This window comes from Photobacterium sanctipauli (genome assembly GCF_003026495.1).
GTDB lineage: Bacteria > Pseudomonadota > Gammaproteobacteria > Enterobacterales > Vibrionaceae > Photobacterium > Photobacterium sanctipauli.
Genome location: NZ_PYMA01000012.1, coordinates 158,764 through 184,496, shown reverse-complemented (window position 1 = coordinate 184,496; position 25,733 = coordinate 158,764). Strand labels below are relative to the sequence as shown.

At 44.9% G+C, this 25,733-nt stretch carries 25 protein-coding genes and 1 pseudogene; 8 read left to right on the top strand and 18 right to left on the bottom strand.

Annotation, left to right across the window (positions count from 1 at the left end):
- From C9I98_RS26890 to C9I98_RS17930, 7 genes and pseudogenes are all read right to left on the bottom strand, one after another.
- Positions 1-86, bottom strand: a pseudogene (locus C9I98_RS26890) (phosphotransferase); the annotation flags it as partial.
- A 150-nt stretch (positions 87-236) separates the two neighbouring features.
- Positions 237-992 (bottom strand): hypothetical protein, encoded by a 756-nt coding sequence (locus tag C9I98_RS17980; protein WP_036828842.1) that lies wholly within the window; start codon positions 990-992, stop codon positions 237-239.
- Between the two features lie 151 nt (positions 993-1,143).
- Complete coding sequence (locus tag C9I98_RS17970) at positions 1,144-1,833, bottom strand: HNH endonuclease (RefSeq protein ID WP_107272294.1); 690 nt, start codon at positions 1,831-1,833, stop codon at positions 1,144-1,146.
- A 152-nt stretch (positions 1,834-1,985) separates the two neighbouring features.
- On the bottom strand, positions 1,986-2,345 hold the full coding sequence (locus tag C9I98_RS17960) for a hypothetical protein (RefSeq protein ID WP_036825144.1): 360 nt from the start codon (positions 2,343-2,345) through the stop codon (positions 1,986-1,988).
- A 134-nt stretch (positions 2,346-2,479) separates the two neighbouring features.
- A complete protein-coding gene (locus tag C9I98_RS17950; RefSeq protein ID WP_036825143.1) occupies positions 2,480-2,959 on the bottom strand; it encodes a hypothetical protein in 480 nt (159 codons plus the stop codon).
- A gap of 139 nt (positions 2,960-3,098) precedes the next feature.
- Positions 3,099-3,611 carry a hypothetical protein gene (locus C9I98_RS17940; protein ID WP_036825141.1) on the bottom strand — a complete coding sequence of 171 codons (513 nt, stop codon included), beginning with the start codon at positions 3,609-3,611 and terminating at the stop codon, positions 3,099-3,101.
- 147 nt (positions 3,612-3,758) lie between these two features.
- A complete protein-coding gene (locus C9I98_RS17930) occupies positions 3,759-4,175 on the bottom strand; it encodes a GNAT family N-acetyltransferase (RefSeq protein ID WP_036825139.1) in 417 nt (138 codons plus the stop codon).
- Positions 4,176-4,448: 273 nt separating this feature from the next.
- Here C9I98_RS17930 and C9I98_RS17925 point away from each other — a divergent pair, with 273 nt between their 5' ends.
- The 3 genes from C9I98_RS17925 to C9I98_RS17915 all read left to right on the top strand — a co-directional run bounded on the left by C9I98_RS17925 (position 4,449) and on the right by C9I98_RS17915 (position 8,024).
- A complete protein-coding gene (locus tag C9I98_RS17925) occupies positions 4,449-5,435 on the top strand; it encodes an integron integrase (RefSeq protein ID WP_036825146.1) in 987 nt (328 codons plus the stop codon).
- 459 nt (positions 5,436-5,894) lie between these two features.
- Positions 5,895-6,368 carry a cell division inhibitor SulA gene (locus C9I98_RS17920; RefSeq protein ID WP_107272293.1) on the top strand — a complete coding sequence of 158 codons (474 nt, stop codon included), beginning with the start codon at positions 5,895-5,897 and terminating at the stop codon, positions 6,366-6,368.
- Positions 6,369-6,617: 249 nt separating this feature from the next.
- Positions 6,618-8,024, top strand: a complete 1,407-nt coding sequence (locus tag C9I98_RS17915) for a basic amino acid/polyamine antiporter (protein ID WP_036824851.1) — start codon at positions 6,618-6,620, stop codon at positions 8,022-8,024.
- Positions 8,025-8,089: 65 nt separating this feature from the next.
- Here the strand turns inward: C9I98_RS17915 and C9I98_RS17910 are convergent, their stop codons facing one another.
- The 5 genes from C9I98_RS17910 to phnW all read right to left on the bottom strand — a co-directional run bounded on the left by C9I98_RS17910 (position 8,090) and on the right by phnW (position 13,793).
- Positions 8,090-8,488, bottom strand: a complete 399-nt coding sequence (locus C9I98_RS17910; RefSeq protein ID WP_036829484.1) for a hypothetical protein — start codon at positions 8,486-8,488, stop codon at positions 8,090-8,092.
- Between the two features lie 366 nt (positions 8,489-8,854).
- Complete coding sequence (gene glgC / locus C9I98_RS17905; RefSeq protein ID WP_107272292.1) at positions 8,855-10,072, bottom strand: glucose-1-phosphate adenylyltransferase; 1,218 nt, start codon at positions 10,070-10,072, stop codon at positions 8,855-8,857.
- Between the two features lie 292 nt (positions 10,073-10,364).
- Positions 10,365-11,177: a phosphonoacetaldehyde hydrolase gene (gene phnX / locus C9I98_RS17900; protein WP_036817613.1), complete on the bottom strand. Its 813-nt coding sequence runs from the start codon at positions 11,175-11,177 to the stop codon at positions 10,365-10,367.
- A gap of 136 nt (positions 11,178-11,313) precedes the next feature.
- Positions 11,314-12,684: an aspartate aminotransferase family protein gene (locus C9I98_RS17895; RefSeq protein WP_051901900.1), complete on the bottom strand. Its 1,371-nt coding sequence runs from the start codon at positions 12,682-12,684 to the stop codon at positions 11,314-11,316.
- Between the two features lie 11 nt (positions 12,685-12,695).
- On the bottom strand, positions 12,696-13,793 hold the full coding sequence (gene phnW, locus C9I98_RS17890; RefSeq protein ID WP_036817615.1) for a 2-aminoethylphosphonate--pyruvate transaminase: 1,098 nt from the start codon (positions 13,791-13,793) through the stop codon (positions 12,696-12,698).
- A 289-nt stretch (positions 13,794-14,082) separates the two neighbouring features.
- Between phnW and C9I98_RS17885 the strand changes: the two genes are divergently transcribed.
- Positions 14,083-15,096, top strand: coding sequence for a putative 2-aminoethylphosphonate ABC transporter substrate-binding protein (locus C9I98_RS17885; RefSeq protein WP_036817611.1), 1,014 nt, complete (start codon positions 14,083-14,085; stop codon positions 15,094-15,096).
- 120 nt (positions 15,097-15,216) lie between these two features.
- Here C9I98_RS17885 and C9I98_RS26560 read toward each other — a convergent pair whose 3' ends face one another.
- The gene (locus tag C9I98_RS26560) at positions 15,217-15,366 is read right to left on the bottom strand and encodes a hypothetical protein (protein WP_158262695.1); all 150 of its coding nucleotides are present in this window, start codon (positions 15,364-15,366) and stop codon (positions 15,217-15,219) included.
- Between the two features lie 245 nt (positions 15,367-15,611).
- Here C9I98_RS26560 and C9I98_RS17880 point away from each other — a divergent pair, with 245 nt between their 5' ends.
- From C9I98_RS17880 to phnR, 3 genes are all read left to right on the top strand, one after another.
- The gene (locus C9I98_RS17880; RefSeq protein WP_081879035.1) at positions 15,612-16,688 is read left to right on the top strand and encodes a putative 2-aminoethylphosphonate ABC transporter ATP-binding protein; all 1,077 of its coding nucleotides are present in this window, start codon (positions 15,612-15,614) and stop codon (positions 16,686-16,688) included.
- 41 nt (positions 16,689-16,729) lie between these two features.
- Positions 16,730-18,439, top strand: coding sequence for a putative 2-aminoethylphosphonate ABC transporter permease subunit (locus tag C9I98_RS17875; protein ID WP_170111226.1), 1,710 nt, complete (start codon positions 16,730-16,732; stop codon positions 18,437-18,439).
- A 190-nt stretch (positions 18,440-18,629) separates the two neighbouring features.
- Complete coding sequence (phnR, locus tag C9I98_RS17870) at positions 18,630-19,334, top strand: phosphonate utilization transcriptional regulator PhnR (RefSeq protein WP_036820375.1); 705 nt, start codon at positions 18,630-18,632, stop codon at positions 19,332-19,334.
- 164 nt (positions 19,335-19,498) lie between these two features.
- Here the strand turns inward: phnR and C9I98_RS17865 are convergent, their stop codons facing one another.
- The 4 genes from C9I98_RS17865 to C9I98_RS17855 all read right to left on the bottom strand — a co-directional run bounded on the left by C9I98_RS17865 (position 19,499) and on the right by C9I98_RS17855 (position 22,602).
- Complete coding sequence (locus C9I98_RS17865) at positions 19,499-20,152, bottom strand: DedA family protein (RefSeq protein WP_036820372.1); 654 nt, start codon at positions 20,150-20,152, stop codon at positions 19,499-19,501.
- 74 nt (positions 20,153-20,226) lie between these two features.
- The gene (locus C9I98_RS17860; RefSeq protein WP_036820369.1) at positions 20,227-20,484 is read right to left on the bottom strand and encodes a hypothetical protein; all 258 of its coding nucleotides are present in this window, start codon (positions 20,482-20,484) and stop codon (positions 20,227-20,229) included.
- 95 nt (positions 20,485-20,579) lie between these two features.
- Entirely contained in the window at positions 20,580-21,017 is a 438-nt protein-coding gene (locus tag C9I98_RS26455; protein ID WP_146153887.1) for a hypothetical protein, read from the bottom strand.
- 172 nt (positions 21,018-21,189) lie between these two features.
- On the bottom strand, positions 21,190-22,602 hold the full coding sequence (locus tag C9I98_RS17855) for an FAD-dependent oxidoreductase (RefSeq protein ID WP_107272301.1): 1,413 nt from the start codon (positions 22,600-22,602) through the stop codon (positions 21,190-21,192).
- Between the two features lie 353 nt (positions 22,603-22,955).
- Here C9I98_RS17855 and C9I98_RS17850 point away from each other — a divergent pair, with 353 nt between their 5' ends.
- Complete coding sequence (locus tag C9I98_RS17850; RefSeq protein WP_036832098.1) at positions 22,956-23,900, top strand: TerC family protein; 945 nt, start codon at positions 22,956-22,958, stop codon at positions 23,898-23,900.
- Positions 23,901-23,994: 94 nt separating this feature from the next.
- Here the strand turns inward: C9I98_RS17850 and C9I98_RS17845 are convergent, their stop codons facing one another.
- Positions 23,995-25,674, bottom strand: a complete 1,680-nt coding sequence (locus C9I98_RS17845; protein WP_081879149.1) for a L,D-transpeptidase family protein — start codon at positions 25,672-25,674, stop codon at positions 23,995-23,997.
- Between the last annotated feature and the right edge of the window lie 59 nt (positions 25,675-25,733).

Here is a 25,733-nt window from a genome sequence, read left to right as displayed (position 1 = left end):
GTTTCAGACCACTTGCCACGAGGTCGGTAAACTCGATTTTCAGAGCGAAAAATTTGCCCTTCTCGCCCACCTTGAAGTTCTTCCATTGATATCCTTATGTATGACTTGCCATGTGCTTATAACGCCCTGTTAAGGTGTGAGCAACGCATTACCGAAGCTGCCGCATGCCACCTTAAACACTAAACACAACGCATAGTAAAAATGACACGCGTTGCGAATCACTCTTAAACAGTTTGTTAAGAATCAATAGGTACGGTATAGCCACTTGCGTAATGTGCACCATAAAAGTCAAACAACCATACAGAATGACGAGGATCTTCTGGTGCAATATAATATTTATACCTAACTTGGTCGTCACCTATTACATTCTCTGTAAGCAATTCTAAAATCGACTCAATTTCTTCTGGGATAGACTTCAACCATTGAACTTTAAGTTCGGTATCATAAGCTAATGGCTTGTCAGCATGATGGTAGTATAAACCTCTAATCGTTCTTTGGACGACTTCATCATGTGCTTTCGAATCCCAAAGAATGGCTAATTTTTTCTCTGACTTCCCTTCATTGTTTTTGACAAGTAACGCTTTAGATTCTGCTTTAATCTTCGACAACAGACTTTTGTTTCGTTGAAGAGTCCTTACAGTCCTTTCTTTGAATAACTTAGTCGCAATCTCACTTTTCCCTGTAGCTTGCATACTCAAATAAACTTTGAACAAGTCATCTAAATCCGAAGCACCATTGTTACATTCAGAGCAGGCAGGTACGGTTATCATTGCTGGTCGGGGTTTCGGAAATATTGCTTTGGGTGGGACATGATCTCGAGTTGTAGCTTCTTTCACTCCGCAGATAGCGCATACTTCAGACACAACAACGTTAGGTTTACCTATTTCTTTTTTAACTATTCTTCTAATTCTTTTTTTTCGTGATTGCTTTTTAGCGAGCCGTTTCTTTAACGCTCTGCGTTCTTCTTCGACGATAGTGTTTTTTCGACTCATATATTTCTATTCTCGTAAGTTTGACAATGATTCTTAACGCCCTGTTAAGGTGTGAGCAACGCAATACCGATGCCGCTGCATACCACCTTAAACACTAAACGCAACGCATAGTAAAAATGCCACGCGTTGCGAATCACTCTTAAACAGTTTGTTATACGTTTTTTTGACACAGCCTTTCTCTAAGCTCATCCGGATGCATTGCTGGATTATGCCTATGTACCATTGCGTGACAATTTGGGCACAACGGCACTAAGTCTTTAACCGGATCTAATTCATACTCACGCTTAATATTCGCAATCTGAACAATGTGATGGACGTGAATAAAACCTTTTCCTATTTCCCCATAAACTTCGGCGAAGTCGAAATCACAAACCTTACAATTGTAGCCATGAAAATCTAGGCATTTTTGTCTTGCTGCTGAGTTTCGCTCATAGGTGTTAACTGTAACTTGTTTAGTTGAACCCTCTATGAAGGTTTGACCATTAAGATCTTCTAGATCATTTTCTGGTTGTCGGACTTCACTATAAATGCCGTCTTTCCAGAAACCGACTATGGTTTCGACTTTGCTACCGTGTGGCTTTTGATATACATAGCCATTAAATTTGTAATCAAACCCAACGTAGCGATATTGCCCGCTTTCAATACGGATTAAGAACTTTCGTTTGAGCATTCCCGACTTGTCTATGCCATTATTGGTTCGATTATAACAATAGTCAGGTGGCAGCACTGAATTAGGGTTTGTTCCGTAAGCCTCAGCCATCAAGTTCTTAATTTCAGTAGAACTAAAGAATTCTTTCCCTGATTTCGCTAATAGTTCTTCTACTTGTTCTAAAATAGCCATTTAATCCTCGAAATCTCCAAAACGTATAACGCCTTGTTAAGGGGTGAGCAACGCAATACCGAAGCCGCCGCATACCACCTTAATCACTAAAACCAACGCATAGTAAAAATGCCACGCGTTGCGAATCCCTCTTGAACAATTTGTTAGGTGAATTATCGCGCACCCAACTCCTTTAGTTTCCTTGCACTTTTTAGAACAGGTTGAAGATAGTTCTCTAACGCTAAAAACCATTGCGGCTCAGACAACTTACCATCAGAGCCAACTTCTAAGGGAGGTATCCAATCTTTGTGCCGATTAAAAAGATCTGGGATTGAATCACTAACATTCGACAATTGATTTTGGTTAAAACCATTGCAAATCAGCTCATCTACGTCAAACAAAGCATGCTCGTATATTGAAATTATCTTGGCATCGTTATGGTTTAGTTGAAGATGAGCAATTAAAAGCGTCAAACGTCCTTTTAAGTCGTTTAGCTGCATCAATCTATCATTATTTGTGTAGTGATATTCCATTAATTCACCTAACGCCCTGTTAAGGTGTGAGCAACGCAATACCGATGCTTCCGCATACCACCTTAAACACTAAAACCAACGCATAGTAAAAATGCCACGCGTTGCGAATCACTCTTAAACAGTTTGTTAGAATTTTACTTTGCGAAAAACTGAATTGCATAGAAAAGAAAACCAATTATCCCAACAACACCGGACCTAGTTGAATTTTCAATCCAAGTTAAAGCTTTAACCGCTAAAGACAATATTTTAAGAACAATTGTATAAAATATGCCCCCAATCATTGGGGTAAAAAGAAGCATGAAGAACACAGCTGCCCAGTCTGCTGCGTTTTCTGGGGGCAGATATCGAATTTTAACGTCGAAATAAAGCCCAACCCAAAGCAATATAGCGAGACCAATAAGAAAATTAACGGCTATAAAAATTCGAAATATGTGCCTTCCTATGAAAGTACTAGGAGGGGTGTAATTTTCTACAAATTCAATCCTTGGGTTCAAGAAGTCGCTTGCTTTTAAAGATTTATCTTTCAACCAACTCAAATTTTCGAGCTTGATAGCTTCTACAGCTAACAAGAAGACAGATACAAACTCAAGTATTGATAATATTGTGGACTTCATATTTGCCTCAAAATTCTAACGCCCTGTTAAGGTGTGAGCAACGCAATACCGAAGCCGACGTAAACCACCTTAATCACTAAAACCAACGCATAGTAAAAATGCCACGCGTTGCGAATCACTCTTAAACAGTTTGTTAAGTTTATTTATATTGCGCCATAACCTCTGTCGTAAACCATTTTTTAGCACGAAGAATCACTTCCAGTTCTTCATTGGTAATGGTTATCTGCTCAATAGATTTAGGGTGAGTGATTCTGTTACGGATAGTAATTGCTTTTTTCATATCATCCCAACCACTCGTTTCTGGGAACCTAAAGTCTTTCAAACCCTTAGAACGAGCATAATATCCCGTATTAGTACAAATAGACTCTCGAATAGAAGGTCTGAATGTGTGTTTAGTTACAGTATTAGTTCGTTGGTTATATTTCTTCTCTAGTATGAATGCGCGCTCTTTAGGCATAAATTCTGTACCGAAGTTATCCGCTTGGATGATCTCTTGCCTTAATGCAAAAAGGACCCCCTCTAGTGCAGAGAACACGGTTCTAACATAGCTACGATCTAAAGCACTACTGCGTGGTTTAGATTCTTCCATAGCTTTAGCTACGGCACTAATATCTTCATCGAGAATTACTGCTAATTCAAAAGGATTGTTCATAACTCCTCCATAAACTTAACGCCGCGTTAAGTGGTGAACAACGACAACCACCAAACCTAAATCATTGTGCCGTAAACACTAAATTCAAAGCAAACCGAAAATGCCAAGCGTTGTGAATCCGTCTTGAACGCTTTGTTAGCCATACTCTCACCGCAATTTTTTAACCAAGTAATGTACGGCTGTAGATACTGGGTAGTTTTCTAACGTCATTTGGCACGAATAGCCATTCTTTTCATAAAATGGACGAGCTTGAAAGCTGAATGTCTCGACCTGTGCATATTGGCAACCTTGTGACGCGGCATGTTCTTCAAGTTGCTTGAGTAGATGTGTTCCAATGTTGCTTCCACGCAACGACTCTGCGACCCACAACAACTTAACATGGAGCCAATTACCCCAAATTTCTGCGGTAATACCTGCTATTTTGTCTTGTTCATCGTTGTAAACATAGATTGCTACTGGTTGCTCAACTACGCCTTCAAGGTGCTCATCATTGTATTTTCTAAGATGTGAGCGGATTTCCTCAATGTCGCTAATTTTCGGGCTCGAATCTAGCTCAATTTTCATAGTTATTCCTTGTATGGCTAACATTTTATTCAACGCACCTGTTTCGCGTATCCCACCAACAAGCAATCAACCACTTACATCACTTACTTGCAATACCCCGCAATGGTTTCGCATATCCCACCCTAGCCCTCAATCATAACATACTGACAAACAACTGCTTTTCTATAGCTTGTGAACTGTGCTTGAAATTAGTGAAGTGCTGTCACATTAATTTGGTTGCTTTAAAATTAGTTCATAAAGTGGTGTCATATGTACGCACAGGCAATACCAGATATGAAAGATATCCCTAGGGCCATTTCCGATATAAAGAGCCCATTCCTAGCTGAGGTCACCACTTTTATTCGCACTCGTGGCCTTGCCTATTCAACCGAGAAGGCTTACCTCGGGTGGATAAAACGTTTTATTCTCTTCTCTCGTTATAGTCAGCGAGAACAAATCAAAGCAAGTGATATTAAACCGTTTCTTGAGCATTTGGTTATATCTAAGAATGTGTCTCCAAATACCCAAAAAACAGCGTTAAATGCGTTAGTTTTTCTTTGCAGAGAAATGTTAAACCAAGACACTAGCTCGCTAAATTTTAAGCGTTCTAAACGAGCAACCAAGCTTCCTGAGGTATTCACCCATAACGAGGCTATGCAAGTTATCGCTCTTTTGCAATATCCCCATAGGCTTGTTGCTCAGCTCATGTATGGCAGTGGGTTAAGAGTTAACGAGGCACTGCGCTTACGCATTAATGATATCGATTTGGATGCTCAAAGCGTCACCATCCGAAATGGTAAAGGCAATAAAGATAGAAAGTCCCTGCTGTCGCCGCATATCATTCCAGATCTTGAACAGCAAATTGCCTCAGTCACAATGCAACATCAACTAGATACCAAAAACGGTTTCGGTGAAGTCTACATGCCTTACGCGTTACAATTGAAATACCCCAATCATGCTAAGTCTACGGGGTGGCAGTACCTGTTTCCGGCGCAAAACATCAGTAAAGACCCACGTTCTAATAAAAGAATGCGCCACCATTTAACAGATCGCTCCGTCCAGCTTCATGTAGCATCAGCGGTAAAGGAAGCAAAGATCCTAAAAAAAGCGAACTGCCATACGTTTCGACATTCATTTGCGACGCGTTTGCTCGAAGGTGGAACAGATTTACGGAATATCCAAGAACTACTTGGCCATACCGATATCAAAACCACCCAAATTTACACCCATGTGGTTGGCACCCACTTCAGTGGAGTCAAAAGTCCCCTAACCAAGATATAGATGGGGTATCGACAAAGCATAGGCAAGGCATAAACATGCTACCGCCTAAGATACTCAAATCCCTTTGCCCATATTTCTTTAAATTAATGTATTAAAAAGAGTACAAGCAATGAGTTGCATTGCAAAATACGGATTAAAGCAAGTGTGAGCTAACCATCTATAATCGATGTAACACTACTGTATATACAGTAGTCCTCTTTTCTATCCAGTACTTTTCTACTGGTTACCCTCGCTCACAAACCAGCCACACCAAATAAATCAAAAATTATCATCAAAATGATGATAACATTAAAAATAAATTAAAAACAAAGGCTTAACCTCGCACCAAAGGCCATCTCGACCCTTTTCAGATCAACTTTTCTAACTAAGATGTCAAAAAACACTTGCATCAGTAGTAAAACAAAACTACTGTATAAGCATACAGCATGTATAAATAAACACTGTTGAGGATAACGGACTATGGCTGCTTACTTTGAACAACTAAATTCGATTTCTGCATCTCAGGCTTACAAGGCGACATTTGCCGCTCAACAGCAAAACCTTTTGTCACCGCAGTATGTTGAGTGCCCTATTGAAGTCTGCTTTTCTGATCAGAGCCAAACACAACTGGCTTACTTTTTAAGAATCCTAAAGCAAGCCAGCCAGCAGAACCGTTGGATCATGTTCATTGGCCAAGAGTCCGTCGTGGATAAAAACCTGCTACAAACTGCCGGGGTCGATTTAAACAAAGTACTTGTACTCACCAATAAGAAAGGTAAGTCGGATCAACAGCTTCTAGAGCAAGCTTTACAGGCTGGAAATTGCAGTGCGGTTATTGCAACCGGTGATATTGAAGCATTCGAAAACCCAGCAATCCGAGAAGCGGCACAGTCTGGTCAAAGCTATGCGTTTGTTATTAACCGTGATACCAAAGCAAATATCACAGTGCACTGAATTCACCATCCAGCGACTTGTTGCAGCCAGCTTGAGTGCATCCACGGTTAAATCGCCGCAGTAGTCATATCATCTATACTCAAAAAGCCATCATCCTTCGGGAGATGGCTTTTTTGATCCAGTACAATGAATGGTTTAATTAACTAACAAGCAAACGGTTAGCGCGACTTTATACGTGCAAAAACAAAATAAATCATCATAATACACCTGAAAATTACAATAACTTAGATGTTATAACCGGACACTATAATGGAAAAGAAATTGGGATTAGGGTCATTAACCGCGCTGGTTATTGGTTCTATGATTGGGGCTGGTGTTTTCAGCCTACCACAAAACATGGCCGCCGTTGCTAGCCCTGCTGCAGTGATGATCGGTTGGGCCATTACCGGTGTAGGTATGATCTTCCTCGCCCTCTCGTTCCAGCACCTAGCACAACTCAAACCCGAAATTGAAAGTGGTGTATTTGGCTATGCCCAAGCAGGCTTTGGCGATTTCATCGGATTTTGCTCTGCATGGGGGTACTGGCTAAGTGCAATGCTTGCTAATGTTTCTTACTTGGTGATCGTATTTAGCACCCTAGGTATCATGTTCGATCAACCCGACATGATCCTTTTTGGTGCAGGTAATACCCGGTTGTCTGTGATCGGATCATCCGTCTTGTTATGGCTAGTGCATGCACTCGTGCTTCGCGGCGTACAAACGGCGGCACTCATTAACTTAGTGACAACTTGTGCCAAACTGGTGCCACTGTTCCTATTCATCGTCTGTGCGATGATGGCATTCCAATGGGACACATTCGTATTAGACTTTACTGGCCTCCACTTTGGTGCAGAGCATGATCTTGTTTCCCAAGTGAAAAGTACCATGCTTATCACTGTATGGGTCTTCATCGGTATCGAAGGTGCCGTTGTGGTATCAAGCCGAGCAAAAAACCGGAAAGATATTGGTCGAGCAACTATCTTAGGCTTATTAACTGCCCTCACCATTTATGTTTTCGTCACCCTGCTTTCCATGGGCGTGATCAGTACTGAAGAGCTCGCAACCTATCAAAACCCATCAATGGCCCAAGTGCTGACTGAAATCCTTGGCCCTTGGGGTAAATACATTATTAGCTGTGGTTTGCTCGTGTCGGTATGTGGTGCGTTTTTGAGCTGGACTGTGTTGGCATCCGAAGCCCCGTTCTTGGGTGCAAAAGACAACATGTTCCCGAAAAGCTATGCGCGCCAGAACAAGGCTGGCAGCCCGGTAAAGGCACTGTTGCTAACGAATGGTTGTATCCAAGTTTCACTTATATTCGTGATGTATGCTGGCAGTACTTACGATACGCTACTAGCGATTGCCTCAGAAATGATCTTGGTGCCTTACTTTCTTGTTGGTGCCTATACGCTAAAGCTGGCAATCGAAACGAAAGATCGCGGTTCATTATTGGTCGTGGGTATTTGTGCCAGCCTATATGGTCTATGGCTACTATACGCATCTGGTCTAAACTACCTGCTACTTTCGGCCCTGCTATACCTACCAGGCTTATACTTCTACATTCAAGCTAAGCGTGAACAGCAAACCAAGCCTTTTGTGGGTAAGGAACTGACGGCAGCAAGTATGCTAACAGTGGCAGCTGCCCTAGCAGCCGGTATGATGTGGCAAGGCATGCTTTAACCATCAAACAAACCTAGAAAAAGTAAAAGCCAGCAATTGCTGGCTTTTTTACATTATAAGAAAGGTTAAAGAATATGGACCCTTAACATTTCTTCATGATCATCGAGAATAATCACTTTGCACATTGCTCGTGTTTCAATCTGAACAAGTTGGTCATCTTCAAGGGCATATGGCAGTTGAATAACCAATTCATCAATATGCTCAGCACGAGCCAGTCGAAGCAGGCGAATAATATTATTTACATCGCTTATATTCGTCGATAGCACTCTCAGTGCCTGCATCTGTAACTTCTCAGACTCAGTCATTCCATTTGGCATCGATGAGGTCCATGATACTTCGAATGCCGGAATCAACGCTTTTAACGCGTCGACAAAAGTCACTTTCTGCTTACAAGATGCAGATAAGAAGGTCGTATAATCGAATACCACACTTCTGTCTTCAGAGAATTCAACTGATGTTTCCATAATCATCCTTAAAAGAAACATAACCACTGTTGGAAATAGCTCATTGCATCGAACAGGCTATAAATAACCTGATTACACTATACGTCTTCGTTTCATATGAAGTGGGTCAAAATTATGAAAATATGCACTTGATCTGCTTTTTAAGAGCAAAAAATCAAAGATAAAATATATGCGAAACATATGATTAACATCAGCAAAACGCTAAATACACTTTGGTCACTTACTTGATATATATTATTTGTTTGGTATATAACAAACAGAATTATCGATAGATACACAATATAAAAGTAGCATTAACATCAATTTAATAAGTGCTGTATTTAAGCCGGCCTGAATAATCATTCACCGGCTTAAATTCAAATAGAATTAAAATTGATAATCAGATGGAATAACAATCACACCATTAGGGGAAACCTGAAACCGTTTAGCGTCATCCATTGGGTTTACCCCAATCACTGTATTGGGAGGTATCACAACGTTTTTATCCACGATACAATTTTCCAAATGAGCACCTTCGCCTATTACTCCCCCTTCAAAGATAATACTGTTGATGACCACAGCAGCATTGTCGACTTGCACTTTGGGGAAGAATATTGAGTTCTGTGCCGAGCCACCAGCAATCACGACTCCGTTAGAGATAATCGAGTTAATGAATATCCCTTCGTTACCCGCCGATGATGACACCGTACGGGCTGGCGGCAGTTGCGGCTCATAGGTTCTTATCGACCAATCTTGTTGATAGAGATCAAGTGGTGGTTCAACAGCAAGCAAGTCCATATTCGCTTGGTAAAAAGAGTCAATGGTACCTACGTCGCGCCAGTAGGCATCTTGCGTCACCCTACCTTCTTCTCCACCAAACTGATAGGCGTATACGCCCTGCCCGTCAATTAAACGGGGGATGATATCTTTACCAAAGTCATGGTTCGACAATGCGTTATCTGCATCTTGTTCGAGGATGCTTTCTAATGCGTCCATCGAAAAAATATAGATCCCCATCGAGGCCAAACAAACATCAGGCTTATTAGGAAGTGGCTGCGGCTCACTTGGCTTTTCTGCAAACGACTGAACCTGATGGCGCTCATTAACCCCCATCACACCAAATGCCTTAGCTTCTTCTTTGTCGACTTCCATACAGGCAACAGTAAGATCAGCACCAGTTTCTTTGTGTTGCTTAAGCATCGGCGCATAGTCCATACGATAAATATGATCGCCCGAAAGCACGACGACATATTTAGCATCGCTACGCTTTAACAAATACAGATTCTGGTAAATGGCATCCGCAGTGCCTTGATACCAACTCTCCCCGGTGCGCATTTGTGGGGGAACCGCAGTGATATACTCACCAAGCTCTGGATTGAAAATCGACCAACCATCACGAAGGTGCTTTTGTAACGAGTGGGATTTATATTGAGTCAGAACTAAAATTCGGCGTAAACCAGAATGGAGGCAGTTCGCTAAGGTAAAATCGATGATTCGATATTTGCCCCCAAAAGGCACAGCAGGTTTTGCACGATTATCAGTCAAAGGTGACAACCTTGAACCAACACCCCCTGCGAGAATCACTGTAACGGTTTCTTCTTTCATCCTAGCCCCCAATTAAATTCAACTATTATTGATTTATCTACTAAAAGCAAAATACGAGCCACAACAATGATACTTTTAAGTCGTTGATTAATAACTGAATTATTTCCAGAAATAAGAAACTTCTGGCTTAGTGCACCAGATTGGGGATGCGCAATTTTCCATTGCACTAAAAAAACCCCTTAGGTATCGATGCACCTAAAGGGCTGGAAATAATAGAATAGATGGCATGACTTATCTGCCGTCTACTCGTTCACTACTCTTTGCCCGTTCATCACAAAACAGGCAAGGCTGACTAAGGTCGCTCACCTGCCGCAAGGCGGCGATTGATATCTTCAATGACGTTTGGCAAATCAGCAATCGTATCAATTTGGTAATGAGCACCAGAATGGGCAAACGCATCTTGTGCTTTCACTCGTGCTGCAGACAACGTCGCTTCATCAGCCTGTTCAAACTCTGCTTGTGTCAAACCAGCTTCATTGCCAGATAGCAACAGTGCGACAGTCCACATATTTGCGTTTAAGCCTTCTGTAATACCCGGTACCGAGTCATCAACTTTGACACAAGTCTTCACATCATCAACTTGCAAGTCGATCATATTTTTCAGTGCCATGTAGGGAGCAGGACGCCCGCCGGCTGGAAGATCATCCGTTGCAACGGCACAATCAGGACTATAACCATTGGTCTTTGCCGCAGGAATGAGTGCGTCAAGCACCACTCGTGGGTAGCCCGTGCAAGAGCCAATCTTCACACCTTGTTCGCGCAGGCCATCAACCACAATTTTAGCCCCCGGAATAAGATCGGCGTGATCGCCTACTTTCGCGATCTGAAGCGGCATGAAGGTTTGATAAATCTTATCAATGTCTTCTTTTGCCATTGGTTTACCAAACTTGGCCTGCCAACGTTCAGCCACTTCAGGTAACTCGCCCACAGCCTTAATGTGATCCCACTTGCCAAGGCCCATCGGAACACGTGCTTCCTCTAGCGAAATGTCAAAGTCATATTCACGACGGAATGCCTCAACAAAAATAGTGGTTGGTGCAAATGAGCCGAAATCCACAATCGTACCAGCCCAATCAAAGATTATTGCCTGAACTTGCTTAGTCATTTTATCTTCCTTATTCCTTTATCGGTAACAATAATGCACTTCGGTACCTACCGTACGACAGCGTATATATTGCTACCCAATTTCATTCACGGATCTGTTCGTGTGTTTCTACTATTGCTGTTTCTACAAATTAGCTTTATAGGCTCACTTCACCGATAGCCTGCTCAACGATTGCTAACGCTTTATCCAAGTCTTCACGCTCAATAATGAGCGGTGGACTTAGCTGGAGTACGTTACCCTGTGACACTTTAAAACTCATACCTAATTCAAGGCATCGATACATCACTTGCTCTGCCTGCTTGAGTGCGCGCTCTTTGCTTTCTCGACACGTCACCAACTCAACGCCCCACAGCAAACCCACACCGCGCACATCACCAATAATCGGATACCGTTGCTTCATCGCTTCCAAACGATCACGCATGTAAGCTTCATCAGCTTTGACTTTCGCCAGCAAATTTTCTTGCTCGATGGCTTCGATCGTGGCCAGTGCCGCGGCACAGCCTATTGGGCTTTTCTCATGGGTATAGTGGCCCAATGAAACATGCGAAGCCGTGTTGTATTGGTCTTTGGTGATCATTGCCGCGATAGGCACAACCCCACCACCAAGCCCTTTACCTATACACAAAATATCAGGCTCAATACCGAACTCTTGATAAGTAAACCAGTTGCCGCTTCGGCCCATGCCATTGGGAATATCATCAATGATCAACAGCACATTGTGCTTGTCGCAGATCTCTCGGATCCGTTGCCAGTAAGCTTTACTCGGCACCTGCACATCGGTATTGCGAATACCTTCTGCAATGAACGCACCAATGCCGCCTTCTTTCTCAATCACATACTCAAGGTAATCTGCATAATGTACATCGCTACCATCTTGAGTTGGAAAAGCCCCACGATAGCTCACTGCCGGTGGAATACGTTCCACACCTGCCATTAACGGGCCCATTCCTTCCCTAAAACACGCTTCGCCACCTACCGATATCGCATCCAGCGAAGCACCGTGGAATGAGTCCCACAAAGAAACTACCTTGTAGTTGCCTGTGATATAACGGGCAAGCTTCAAGGCCATACCCACAACTGACGTACCACCCGGGGCAAATAGCACGCGGTTCAAATCGCCACCTGCAATTTCTGTGAGCTTTTTGGCGCAATCAATCGCGGTCTGGTTGGTAAAACGACGAGGCGAAAACGGCAACTCTACCAACTGTTGCTGAATTTTGTTCAGCACATGGGGATGTCCGTAGCCCAGCTGGTGCACATTGTTACCGTGAAAATCCATGTACTTCTTACCGGCAGCATCTTCAATATAGATGCCATTAGCGCCAGTTAATGCATCCAAGCAAGGTGTCGACATAGCTTGATGCAAGAAGTACTGGCTATCTTGCGCCAACATTTGCTGGGTTTTTGGATCGGAAATGGCGTTCTTCCACGTTTCACGCGCCGGGGTGATATTGGTATCCCCCTCACTGCGCAGCGATTGATCCGATAGCGTATGTGAAACCGACATCATTACACTCCTTATGCCCAATACATTGCTGACGCAATAGCATTAATCAAGCGGTGCATGTCGTCATTGTGAACATCACCAATATTACCAATACGGAAACAGTCCGCATTCGACACTTTACCGGGATAGATAACGAAGCCGTTTTCTTTCAGCACGCTGTAGAATTTCTTAAAGTCATATTCTGGGTGTTCAGGCGAGTAGAACGACGTAATAATTGGCGAGTGTAACGACTTATCAAGCAGACACTTAAAACCGAGCTTCTCCATGCCCTCAACCAAAATGTGCTGATTGCTTGAATAACGCTGATAGCGCGCATCAACACCACCTTCGTCGTTCAGCTCAATCATCGCCTGATGGAAAGCGCGGACGGTGTGAGTCGGTGACGTGAAGCGCCATTTGCCGTGGTTCTTCTCCATACATTGCCATTGGTCGAACAAGTCTAGCGACAGCGAACGTGCCACACCTTGGCACTTTTCAAGTTCTGACTGTTTAGCAATAACGAAACCGAAGCCCGGCACACCTTGGATGCACTTATTTGCAGAGCTGATCATAAAGTCGATGCCCAACTCACCAGTATCAAGCGGGATCCCGCCGAAGCTCGACATCGCATCAAGGATCATGATCTTGTTGCGCGACTTAACCACATCGCACACCGCTGCAACCGGGTTAAGCATGCCTGTCGTTGTTTCACAGTGAACCATAGCAACATGGGTGATTGCAGGGTCACTGTCTAGAATATCCACCACTTGTTGGGCCGAAGGCTGTGCCACTTCACCCAGCTCAATGATGTGGTGAGCGATGTTTAAGTACTGCGCAATCTGACCGATGCGCTCGCCATAAGCGCCGTTATTAACAACAAGCAGTTTTCCGTCCTGTGGAATAACAGAACCAATAGTTGCCTCTACCGATGCCGTACCACTGCCTTGCATGAGCACACTGGTGTAACCGGCCTGTTTTGTCGCCAGCGAAACAAGTTGGCTGCGGATCACCTCAACAATCTCCTTGTTGTAGTCATCATCCCATGTACACCAGTCTTTTAGCATCGCTTCGCGAACGGTGCGAGAGGTTGAAAGTGGTCCAGGTGTAAGTAGCAAATATTGATTATCCAAGTTTTCCATTTTCTTAATTCCAGTTTGGACTATACCAGTTTCGATAAACTATAAGTTTTGCGCTGCTTTGGTGTAAACCCCACTGCTTGATAATTAATAAAACCTTCACAAAATCTCGTTGTCCTTTATTTACTTCGTCAAATTGGCTGTCAAAAACCACTAACAAAACTGTTAGCAAACTGAAATAAAGCAAACATTGAAATGTCATATTTCCTGCCTAGCATCGTCGGTGTTGAGATTATCTGGTACAGACCAAAACGGTCACCAAAAACATTCATGGAGAAGTAAGATGAAAAACCGTTGGATTATCGCCCCACTAACTGCCATTGCAGCTCTAAGCGCCTCTTCCGCATTTGCAGCTCAGGAACTAACGGTCTACACCGCGTTCGAAACAGACATGCTCGCGAAGTTTAAAAATGGCTTTGAGAAAGCTAACCCTGATATCAAAATTAAATGGGTTCGCGATTCAACCGGTATTATGACGGCGAAACTTCTTGCTGAAAAAGATAACCCTCGCGCCGATGTGGTATGGGGACTTGCAGGCTCTTCAATGGCGCTGCTTAAAGAGGAAGGCGTACTTAAACCCTATGAGCCAAAAGGGCTTGAACTGGTACGTAGCAACTTGGTTGACCCACAGGAAGATAAAGCATGGTTTGGTAACGATGCCTTCTTCAACGCGGTTTGTTTCAATGAGATGGTCGCGAAAGCCGAGGGACTGCCAAAACCAGAATCATGGGAAGACTTACTAAAACCTGAGTACAAAGGCCACATCGCGATGCCAAACCCAGCTTCTTCGGGTACGGGCTACATGCAGGTTTCAGCCTGGATGCAATCGATGGGCGATAACGCCGCTTGGGCATACATGGAAAAGCTAGACAACAACATCGCGCACTACACGCACTCAGGCTCTAAGCCTTGTGTTCAGGCAGGTATGGGCGAAGTCGCGATTGGTATCTCCATGGCTATTCGCGGTGCAACGCTGAAAACCCAAGGTGCACCAATCGATATCATCATGCCAAAAGGTGGCGTGGGCTGGGAAGCTGAAGCGGTTGGCCTAGTGAACACGCAATCAGACGCGGCAAAAACACTGGTGGATTGGTCTATATCAAAAGAAGCAAACAAGCTATATAACGAGTTCTACCCTGTTGTTGGCCACAAAGACATCAGTGCTGAAGTTCAAAACTACCCAGATGTAGAGGGTGCGATGGTTGATATGGACTTCGGTCAAATGGCGCAAAGCCGTGAAGCCGTATTGAAAACATGGTCAGAAAAGTTTGATGCGAAATCAGAGCCTCGTTCTTAATTCATGTTGAAACAATAAATTGCATCAAACAAAAAAGCGTGGCGATAATAATATCGCCACGCTTTTAATTTATAAAAAAATCAATTAACGACAGCCTTGGTTAGAGCAAAATAATATAACCTAGTATACTGGGGTAAAGAGCAATTCTTTTGATGTATTTTGCTGCTCTTGCTGCTCCTGCTGGGCATCCAGCTTAGCCAGTTCCTTTTTCATCTCTGACAACTCACGCTCCATATAAGAGATATTTCTGATCAGCATCTTTCTTTCCATGACCTATTCCTTATTCAGACTCAGCAGTTCTAGAATATCAACTCGAATCAGATTATTTCGTGGCTATCCATTCAATTTGGTTATTTTTTGACGACAAATAAACCGATATTCAGTAATGGTTAAGTATGGCTGAACGCACCAATCTCGCCATTTTTTGATTGTCTTTTTTTCGTAAAGTCGATGTCATTCAAGTGTAACGCGGTTTCGCTACATTTTGGTATATACCAAAATCAATGAGTATTCACATGGAAACGTATCTTCAGATTGAAAATGTCAGCAAACAGTATGGTCAATTCACCGCGCTAAATAACATCTCACTCGCGATCAACAAAGGTGAATTTGTTTGCTTCCTTGGCCCATCAGGCTGCGGTAAAACTACCCTGCTTCGTGCCATTGCTGGCCTTGATCTCGCCTCTTCGGGCACGATCATTCAAGACAATAAAGAAACCACCTTCCTAGCACCAGAAAAGCGTGATTTTGGCATCGTGTTCCAATCATACGCCTTGTTCCCTAACCTGACAGTGGCAGAGAACATTGCCTTGGGTTTACGTAACCAAGGCAAAGACAACAAAACCGTTACCGATATCGTAAATACCTGGCTAAATACCATCGGTTTGCCTGATTCTGGCCACAAATACCCAAACCAGCTATCCGGCGGCCAACAGCAGCGTATTGCGCTCGCCCGTGCCCTTTCATTATCACCAGGTTTGTTACTGCTTGATGAACCCCTATCAGCTTTGGATGCCAAAGTGCGATCTCACCTACGTGAAGAGATCCGCCGCCTGCAACGCCAGCTGGGTATTACCACCATTATGGTGACCCACGACCAAGAAGAAGCCTTGGCAATGGCAGATCGCATCGTGGTAATGAATCACGGCGTTATTGAACAGGTAGGCACGCCACAAGAAATCTACCAACAACCGGCATCCCGCTTTGTGGCCGACTTTGTTGGCAGCATGAACTTCATTCCAGCCTCGGTAGTCAGTAACACCCAAATTCGGGTGGGAGAAACCCTGATGGCGAAGCCAGACGATAGCCTAGCGCGCGGTCAACGTTTTGAGCTGGGACTGCGCCCTGAAGATCTTCACTTCTTACCGGTTGGTGAACGCAGTGATGATAGCTTCCCGGTTCAAATTGAAGACCTTGAGTTCCAAGGCACCTTCGTTCGCGCAGAGTGTAAATTGCAAGGTGAGCATAACGGCGATGCCATCAAAGTCGATGTGCCTATTCGTGAACTTCGCGAACTCTCCCTTGAGCGGGGACATTTCCACAACGTCAATATTTCGAAAAAACACACCCACATCTTTCAGATGGCACAGTAATTATGGACACTGGAATGAATACAATGACGGATGCAAGGACGATGGATTCACGTCGCCCTCCTAGCCAGCAGCGGCTGACAATGTTGAAAAGTGCACTCAGCAAAGACAACATCACCCTCGCCACCATTCTTATTTTCATCATGGTGATCATGGGGCTGTTTGTGCTTGGGCCTCTGGTTGCCATGTTGCAAAAGAGTGTACAAAACAGCCAAGGCGATTTTGTCGGCCTCGCTAACTTTGCCGAATATTTTGCCTCTCCGGCACTGTGGCTTTCACTAAAAAACACGGTTTTCATCGGCTCGGTAGTAACGGTGATTGTAGGTGTATTGGCGTTCGGTTATGCCTATGCCATTACTCGCAGTTGTATGCCGTTCAAGGGGCTATTCAGCATCCTCGGTGCCGCGCCGATCTTGGCCCCCTCGCTACTACCAGCGATCAGTTTGATCTACCTGTTTGGTAACCAAGGCATTGCCAAGGATCTTCTCATGGGCCATTCCGTTTATGGTCCGATTGGTATTGCACTAGGCTTGATCTTCTGGACATTCCCGCACGCAGTCATGATCCTGACGACATCGCTAAAAACGTCGGATGCCCGCTTGTATGAAGCAGCACGCGCCCTTAACACGTCATCATTTAAAACCTTCTTTATTGTCACGCTTCCTGCCGCGAAATACGGCCTGATCAGTGCATTGATCGTGGTCTTTACACTTGTGGTTTGCGACTTCGGTGTTCCAAAAGTGATTGGCGGCAGCTACAACGTTTTGGCAACCGACATCTTCAAGCAAGTGGTCGGCCAGCAGAACTTCTCCATGGGTGCGGTAACCAGTGTTATCCTGCTTCTTCCTGCGCTCTTGGCATTCTTTGCCGACCGCTGGGTGAAGAAAAAGCAGCAAGGCCTGTTCGATTCGCGTTCCGTCGCTTACGTCCCTGCCCCAAACAAATTACGTGATGGTATTTGCTTTGTATTCTGTAGCTTGATTTGCCTTGCCATTCTGGCATTGATTGGCATGGCGGTTTACGGATCACTCGTGACTTTCTGGCCTTGGAACCAAACCTTAAGCCTGAACAATTACAACTTTGCACAGTTTAGTACCTACGGGTGGGCACCTTATTTCAACTCATTGAAGCTGGCCGCTTGGGTAGCCGTTGTGGGTACCATCATTATCTTTATCGGGGCGTACAGCATTGAAAAAGGTCGCAGCTTTGGTCCGTTGCGTAACCTGCTACAAATGTTCGCCATCATTCCGATGGCCGTACCTGGCATGGTATTGGGCCTGGGTTACATCTTCTTCTTCAACGACCAAGCAAACCCGCTATCGGTGCTATACGGCACAATGGCCATCTTGGTGATCAATACCGTGATCCACTACTACACCGTTGGCCACATGACGGCATTAACCGCATTAAAGCAACTGCCAGCAGAAGTGGAGGCAATATCGGCGTCCATCAAAATGCCGCAATACAAGGTCTTCTTCAAAGTCACAGTACCCGTATGTATGCCGGCGATTTTAGAAATTGCGGTTTACATGTTCGTCAATGCGATGACAACAACCTCGGCAATCGTATTCCTTTATGCGAGCAACACCATGCCAGCCTCCGTATCGGTACTCAATATGGACGATGCAGGTCAAACCGGCCCTGCCGCAGCAATGGCAGTGATGATCTTGCTAACAGCAGCAGGGGTGAAGTTGTTCCATGTTGGCACAAGCCAAGTGATTGACCGATACACCCAAGCCTGGCGTCAACGTTAATCAATAAGTCGATTAATAGCCGCTCATTCACTAAACGGTAATAGAACACTTTTAATGTTCTATTACCGTTGATTCAATCTAATGAAGTCCCGATTATTTTATCGTTTTCGCTTGGGGTATAATGCCCATTCAATTGCCACCAAATCACAGCACCTTTAATTAATGGGTTTGGGATCATATAGGGTTCATCGTGCAATATCTAAAAATAATGGAAGCCATCAACGAACAGATTGATGCAGGCCTTCTTGCGGCAGGACATAAGTTACCCGCCGAGCGTAAACTGGCAGAAACATTCAACACCACGCGAGTTACGCTACGAGAATCATTGGCCTTATTGGAAGCTGAAGGAAAATTGTACCGTGAAGATCGCCGTGGCTGGTTCGTGTCACCGGAACCGCTCACCTACGACCCTACGTACACCACCAACTTTCCGGCAATGGCAAAAGAGCAAGGGCGTAAAGCCAATACTGAATTGATTAACGCCAGTTTAATCCCGGCCAGTCGTCGAGCAGCCTCGTTGCTGCAAGTGCCGCCATTATCTGAAGTATACCGCGTTGATCGACTGCGCTTTTTGGATGAGCGCCCTGTTGTTGTTGTCACCAACTTCATTTTACCGCAGTACTTCCCTAACCTGCTTAAGAAGCAATTTACTAGCTCACTCACTACCCTCTACAAAGAAGAGTACGGGGTCATTTACTCTAAAACCCGCTATCGCGTGAGTACTACATCTTTATTGGGTGAAACCGCCCAGCACCTACGTGCCACTGCCGGCAGCCCTGCCATGTTGGTCGAGCGACTTAACTATGATCAGCATGATAACCTGATCGACTGCGATCTTGAGTATTGGCGACACGACGCGATCAGTATTGAATCGATGGCAACGCTAAACAAATAAACACAAGGCACTTTGTTTACAAACAGATTGGCTTTTAAAAACAACCTTGCTTTAAAACAAATTGGCTTTTTAAAGTAAATTTTCTTTTTAAAAGCAAGGCGGCCTATTAATTAGGCCGCTTCTATGTCCAAGCTGCTAATAGGCAAGCTACTGCCCTTTCCAAGTTATTTAGCGACGGCTGCAGTCTTTCCACGCAGATAACGATAAAACAGTCCCATCATTGCCACTAGCATCAAGACCAAGCTCATTGACACCAAGCCTTTGGTGATGGTGGCCTGATAGTCTTGAAGCATTGGGCTTAGCATGACCCACTTTCCTGCAAGCAGCAAGACCAAGCACCAGATCAGCGAGCTGGCAGCGTTAGTGATCACCATACGCCACGCACTCAATTTCGCGATACCCATCAGCATTGGTGTTAGCACACGAACAAACGGGATAAACCGGGAAACAAACAACGACAAAAAGCCGTATTTATGGAGCAAGTGGCGTGCCCTTGGCAGTGCGTCATCAGGCAGAATTCGCTCTAGCCAATCGACAAAAGGCGTGCGGTGCAATACTCGCCCTTGCAAATACCCAATATAACCACCTACGGTTGCAGAAAGGCATAGGATTGCAGCAGTACTATGAAAGTCCAAAATCCCCAAGCCAATCATGCCACCGGCAAACAATACCAGGCTATCACCCGGCAACGGCAAAAAGACAAAGCTCGACTCAAGAAACAACACCAGTGCCAATATCATTAAAAACCACTTCAACGAACTGACTTGTTGCAGTGTCTCGAAATCATGATGCCAAATCGCGAGCAGCATCTCTTGCATAACTTGTACTCCATTTCCAACATGCCAATCGCATGCTTGATATTAGATAGTTGACGGGGTTGGTATTACTACCCTCACGTAAAATTCATATCGCTAAGTTCAAAAGGCCCTAATATCAGGTTGATGATCAACCGAGATATAGGCGTCCCTTCAGTACTTTTTGCCATTGTGGCAATGTAAGCATTGACGGTTTCGTCACCAAGCCATAAAGCATCGACACCAAAATACACGGTGATCATTTTCACCAATAAACCGAGTATGACTGTCGATAACAACAAAGTGCGGCATAACTTAACTAAACGCGTTTGCTGCAGCAGTTGGTCAATCTTCACCACAATTACCCATAAAAGTAATGTCTAGCCAACGTGAAATTCAGGACGTATTTATCACGAGTTTCACGCATATTCTGCCCAACGAAGGACATCAATTAGCTAGAGTGGGTTCGGTTATGGCTGTATTGGATATTTCCTTCTTTCCAGCCAGATAGGCGGGAGTGGGAACGCGTAATATGCCCAGTCCAATGAGACTGAGTGCGGGGAAGTGAATCGGGGGTAAGGGCAAGTTGAAGCCAAGGTGAAGCGTCAAAGCTCCATACTAAATGGTAATGGGGTGAAACACCTTTGCTTGCATAACTATCGGAGCTAATAATCCGCCTCAGCGGATTGAGAATAACGGCATCAATGCTTTGGACATAAGAAAGCTGATCGTCCTCATGGTCAGTCGCTTGCACAATCGACAAACCATTAAACTGCCCGGCGGTTAACAAGTGTGCGTTTTTGTCTATCGTCCACGCTTGCGCTGTCGCATGACTAGCGCCAAGCAACATAGCTAACAAGATGAAAATAGAATAAAAGCGCCTAACCAAAGCATTAGATTCCTAAATTTATGACCATACCATTATAGATAAGCCAGATAATAGAAAAAGGTGGTTAAGGCAGAGGATGTGTTACAAGAATTGTCTAGCCATGAAAAAGCCCGCGACATAGCGCGGGCTTGAGTTAACAATTCAACAAGTCGTTACACTTTGTTCTTAAAGATCAGGCTTTATCCGCCTTACCTGCTGCATTGGCAAACTTGGCCAGTTGCTTATCAAGCCAGTTGGGTTTCTGCCCTGCATCTTCTGCCGCTTCTTTACGACGGATGGCGTTGCGAACCATCATGGCGCCCGTCCAGCGAATTGGCTCCGGGGGGAAATACCCTCTTGGACCCGTCGCCAATGCACTGCGACTCCACTCGTTATCTTGTTCTAATACCATCGAAGATAAGATCTTACCGCCGATCCAGGTTTGGGCGACACCATTGCCTGAATAGCCCAAGCCATAAACAATCTCACGGTTTTGCTTCATCCGGCCAAAGAAAGGCATACCGGTCACGGATCGGTCGGATGCCCCTGTCCATGAAGCCACGAACTTCTCGCCTGCCAGTGCTGGAAATAAGCGATCGAAAGCACGGCGTAAAATGTGCTGGTATCGGCTTGGCTGGTCAAATATTCGAGTAATACGGTTAGCAAAAGAAAAGTGGTTCCCGCCTTTACCCAACATCAAACGTCCATCTGGCGTCGACCGGTAGTAGTGAACAAACGTGCGCGAATCGACAACCGTCTTACCGTCTTTTAGCCCCATTTCGTCAAGCTTGTCCGGAATGGGATTGGTGATCACCATATCGGAGGAAACCAACACCACACTGCGCTTAAACTCTGGAAACTGCTCAACCATCCATGCATTTAATGCCAATACCACTTTCTTGGCAAAAATGTCTGCATGTGGCGTGGTAATGGTGATAGGTATATCGGTATTGATATCTTCCATTGGAGTTTGCTCGAATATCTTCACCCCAAGTTGCTCAGCAACACGCTTTAATCCACGGGCCAACATGGCCGGTTGAACACTCGCCGCCGCAGGCGAGTAGTAACCTTCACTATGTAGCTCAGAGCCAGCATGCTGTTGAACACGGTCTTTCTCCCATTGTTGCCAGCTATTCAGCTCATCTTTACTCAACGCTTGCAACACACCATCCATTGTCCCTTCTTGTGCCGTATTGGTGGCGGTATAGAGCGTACCGTCACGGCGTAGCTGGGCATCGATACCATGCTGCTGACAAAACGCCTCTATTTCATAAACAGCTTGCTCTGAAGCCGCAACCAAGTGTGCTGCTTGCTCATCGCCATACAGCTTTTTCATCGACAGGTATTTGGTTGCCCACGTCAACATACAGCCACCGTTGCGCCCTGAAGCACCGCTACCGCACAGATCCTTTTCAATGATCACCACGTCTAAATCAGGCTGCGCCTGCTTCAAATTAATCGCGGTCCATAAACCGGTAAAACCACCACCGACAATACAGACATCAGTTTGCAAGTCATTATGAAGAACATTCGGTTGGGAGGAGATTTCGTTGCCCATAGCCTGAGCAAACCAAAATGGCTGAAACGCTGTATTGTCTTTTTGCATCATTATTAACTCACGTGGTATAGACCAATTAAACTGACATTAAAGTACCCCGCGACTATGAATGATTCATGACAGAAATTTGTTTTTTCTTTTGCAAAAAAACGCTGGTAAAAGTGTGAGCAAGATCTATAATGCGCCTGTTTGGGGAGTAGTCACCAATTGTTCGTCTGTCGTCATCTCGAAGCCTCATGCTTCCGGCAGCCGAGGGTGGATTTGTAAGCTTCTGCGTTACACCATTCTGACGAGACCAACGCCATTAATTGTATGCACTTATGTGTAGTGTTTTAATGCGCGAAAGGTCTTGGCACATCACCATTCCTGCCCCTTTCGCGCGACCGTGAAAGGAGAAAACCATGAGCCTGTTGAGTTACGAAGGCTTAGCTGTCCTAACAGTATTAATGTTGGCGCTGGACTTATACCAAACCCGTGGTGGCAAGGTCACCATCAAAAAAGCGGCTATCTGGAGCTTGTTCTGGGTTGCACTGGCTTTGGTATTTAACGCAGTCATCTACCTATACTGGCCGTTAATGTCACCAGAAAGTAGCTACACCAACAGCGAAGCTGCCACTGCCTTTCTGACGGGTTACTTGTTGGAAAAATCGCTCAGTGTCGATAACTTATTTGTCTTCGCCCTGATCTTTGGCCAGTTCGCGGTACCGGAAGCTATTCGACCACGCGTACTGATGCTTGGTGTGGTTGGCGCATTGATTTTGCGCGGTATCATGATTGCGGTAGGTGCAGAGCTACTCACCCAGTTCCACTGGATCCTGTATATCTTTGCTGCTTTCTTGTTATACACCGGCTACAAGTTATGGAAAGAGGACGAGGAAGAGCAGGAAGACTTCTCCAACTCGCTGCCGGTGCGTTTAGTGAAGAAATGTGTCCGAGTCAGCGATGATTACAAAGGCCACGCTTTCTTCTTTAAAGACAAGAAAGGCTGGATTGCGACACCGTTGTTTATTGTGATAACGGTAATTGCACTGACTGATGTCATGTTCGCTTTGGACTCTATCCCTGCGATCTTTGCCGTCACCAAAGAACCGTTCCTGGTACTTACCGCAAACATTTTTGCGTTGCTTGGCCTGCGTTCTTTGTACTTTGTGTTGGAAGGTATGCTGACTCGCTTCTGCTACCTACGCCCAGCACTGGCGTTCATCTTGAGCTTTATCGGTATTAAGATGCTGCTGATGGAAACCAGCTACGCCATTCCAACACCTGTTTCACTGGGTGTGATCGTGTTGACCATTTCCGCCGCAATCGCTGGCTCACTTTGGAAAACACGAAATGTGACCGCGTAACACCGCAGTTCAGCAGCTCTTGCTATAAATGCCTGCTATAAACACAAACATGCCCCGCTAACTACGGGGCATATTTATATCCACTCTCTATTTGCTAGTAACGAAAGTTCTTTAAGGTCGAATACTTTTTCTTTGCCGTATATCGACTTGGACGATCATAACCATAGATATCCTCTCGCATTTGTAGCTGGTTATTCTCATCTACCCATGCCGTCACATAAGTGACATCGACATCAATTTTTCTTGGCAAAGCTATCGTATCTGTCTTCTTATGGCTCACCAATTGATCATAACTGCGCCAGGTCGGACGCTGCTGATAGTCCAATATGTAAGAGGCAAGTTCGGCAGCCTTCTCTACCCTGACACAGCCTGAGCTAAGGTTACGCTTGGTTTTATTGAACAAGCCCCTTGAAGGTGTATCGTGGAGATATACCGAATAGTCATTGGGCATCAGAAACTTCACATCACCCAATGCATTATTCGGCCCCGGCCCCTGCATAAACTCATAGGGGAAGGTTTCAGGGTTTACATTGCTCCATTCAATCATATCGGGCGAGATCTCACTACGATCACGCCAGCTTCTGATCACCTTGAGGTTTTTATTTGCGAGGTAATCCGGCGAGGCTTTCATGCCAGGAATCACATCTTTCTTCTTGATGGTCTCTGGTACGTTCCAACGCGGGTTCACCACCATGGTACTGACCGAAGATGAGAATAAGTTAGTCGGGCGCGTGGTTCTGCCAACAATCACTTTAGATTGAAAAACAACTTCATCGTTATGGGTGATCTGCAGCTGGTAGTCCGGGATGTTCACCTTAATTCGCGGTCGCTCGATGCCACTCGCACCCAGCTGGCTGCGCTGAAGGTTTAACGCAATGAGCCGAGAGACTTCCTGATAAGGCAAAGACAGCTGCCTGATCGTAGCTGGCCCTAAGATACCATCGCTTTCCAACCCATTTCGCTGTTGGAACCGACGAATGGCCATGTTCACTTCGTTACTGTTCGTCACTTCAAGCTGAGATTGAAGTAGCTGATAATCTTCATCGCGCAAATCACCATACTGGTTTAATACCTGCAATAAGGCATCAGCTTCAGGAATTACCTGACCCTCTTTTACCAGTTTACGACTTGTAGGTTGGTAACTATGGGGGGGTATTATGCTGAGCTTTTCTGCCAATGCCATTGAGCGCTTAGCATGCTCGACCTGACCTGCATCCGATAAAAGATGATAACCAAGGGCTTGCGGTGATGTTAAAGACGTTATGTTTAGTGAAACGTCCATCGTCTCAATGGGCGCCAAGGTTTGATGCCGGAATAGCAGGCTTGGTTGGTTCTGGATCTGCTGTTGAAGACTGAGGTAAACCAAGTAAGAGTCTGTCGCGAGAATATCGTAGCCACGTTGATCACGCTTATTCGCTAATTGTGCAAGTTCATCAATTCGCTTGAATAAATGCTCACTTAAGCCAGCATAGGCGATAGATTTTAGCTTCACTATCAATGCCGAGCGTAATTCAGGGTCTTGCCATAGAGGAAGGTAACCATTCGTGGCATAGATAGTCTCTAGCGTATCAGCAAAACAAACCTGATCCACACTACGTGGGCATATCAAACCGCTGCTCGCTCGGTACTGACTGGCGCTTGAGCCAAGCTGAACCAATTCAACGTTAAGCCTAGCAGGTAAGGCCCCTTCCCCAGCCATTGCTCCAGCGCTCAATGAACAAAAGCTGATCATGGCACCTAACGCCTTTGCTGTCGTTCGGCTCAAGTTAGACATGACAAACGCCCCTACATCAGAGTTAACAACCTATCCCTGCATTTCAACGTTTTTCTTGC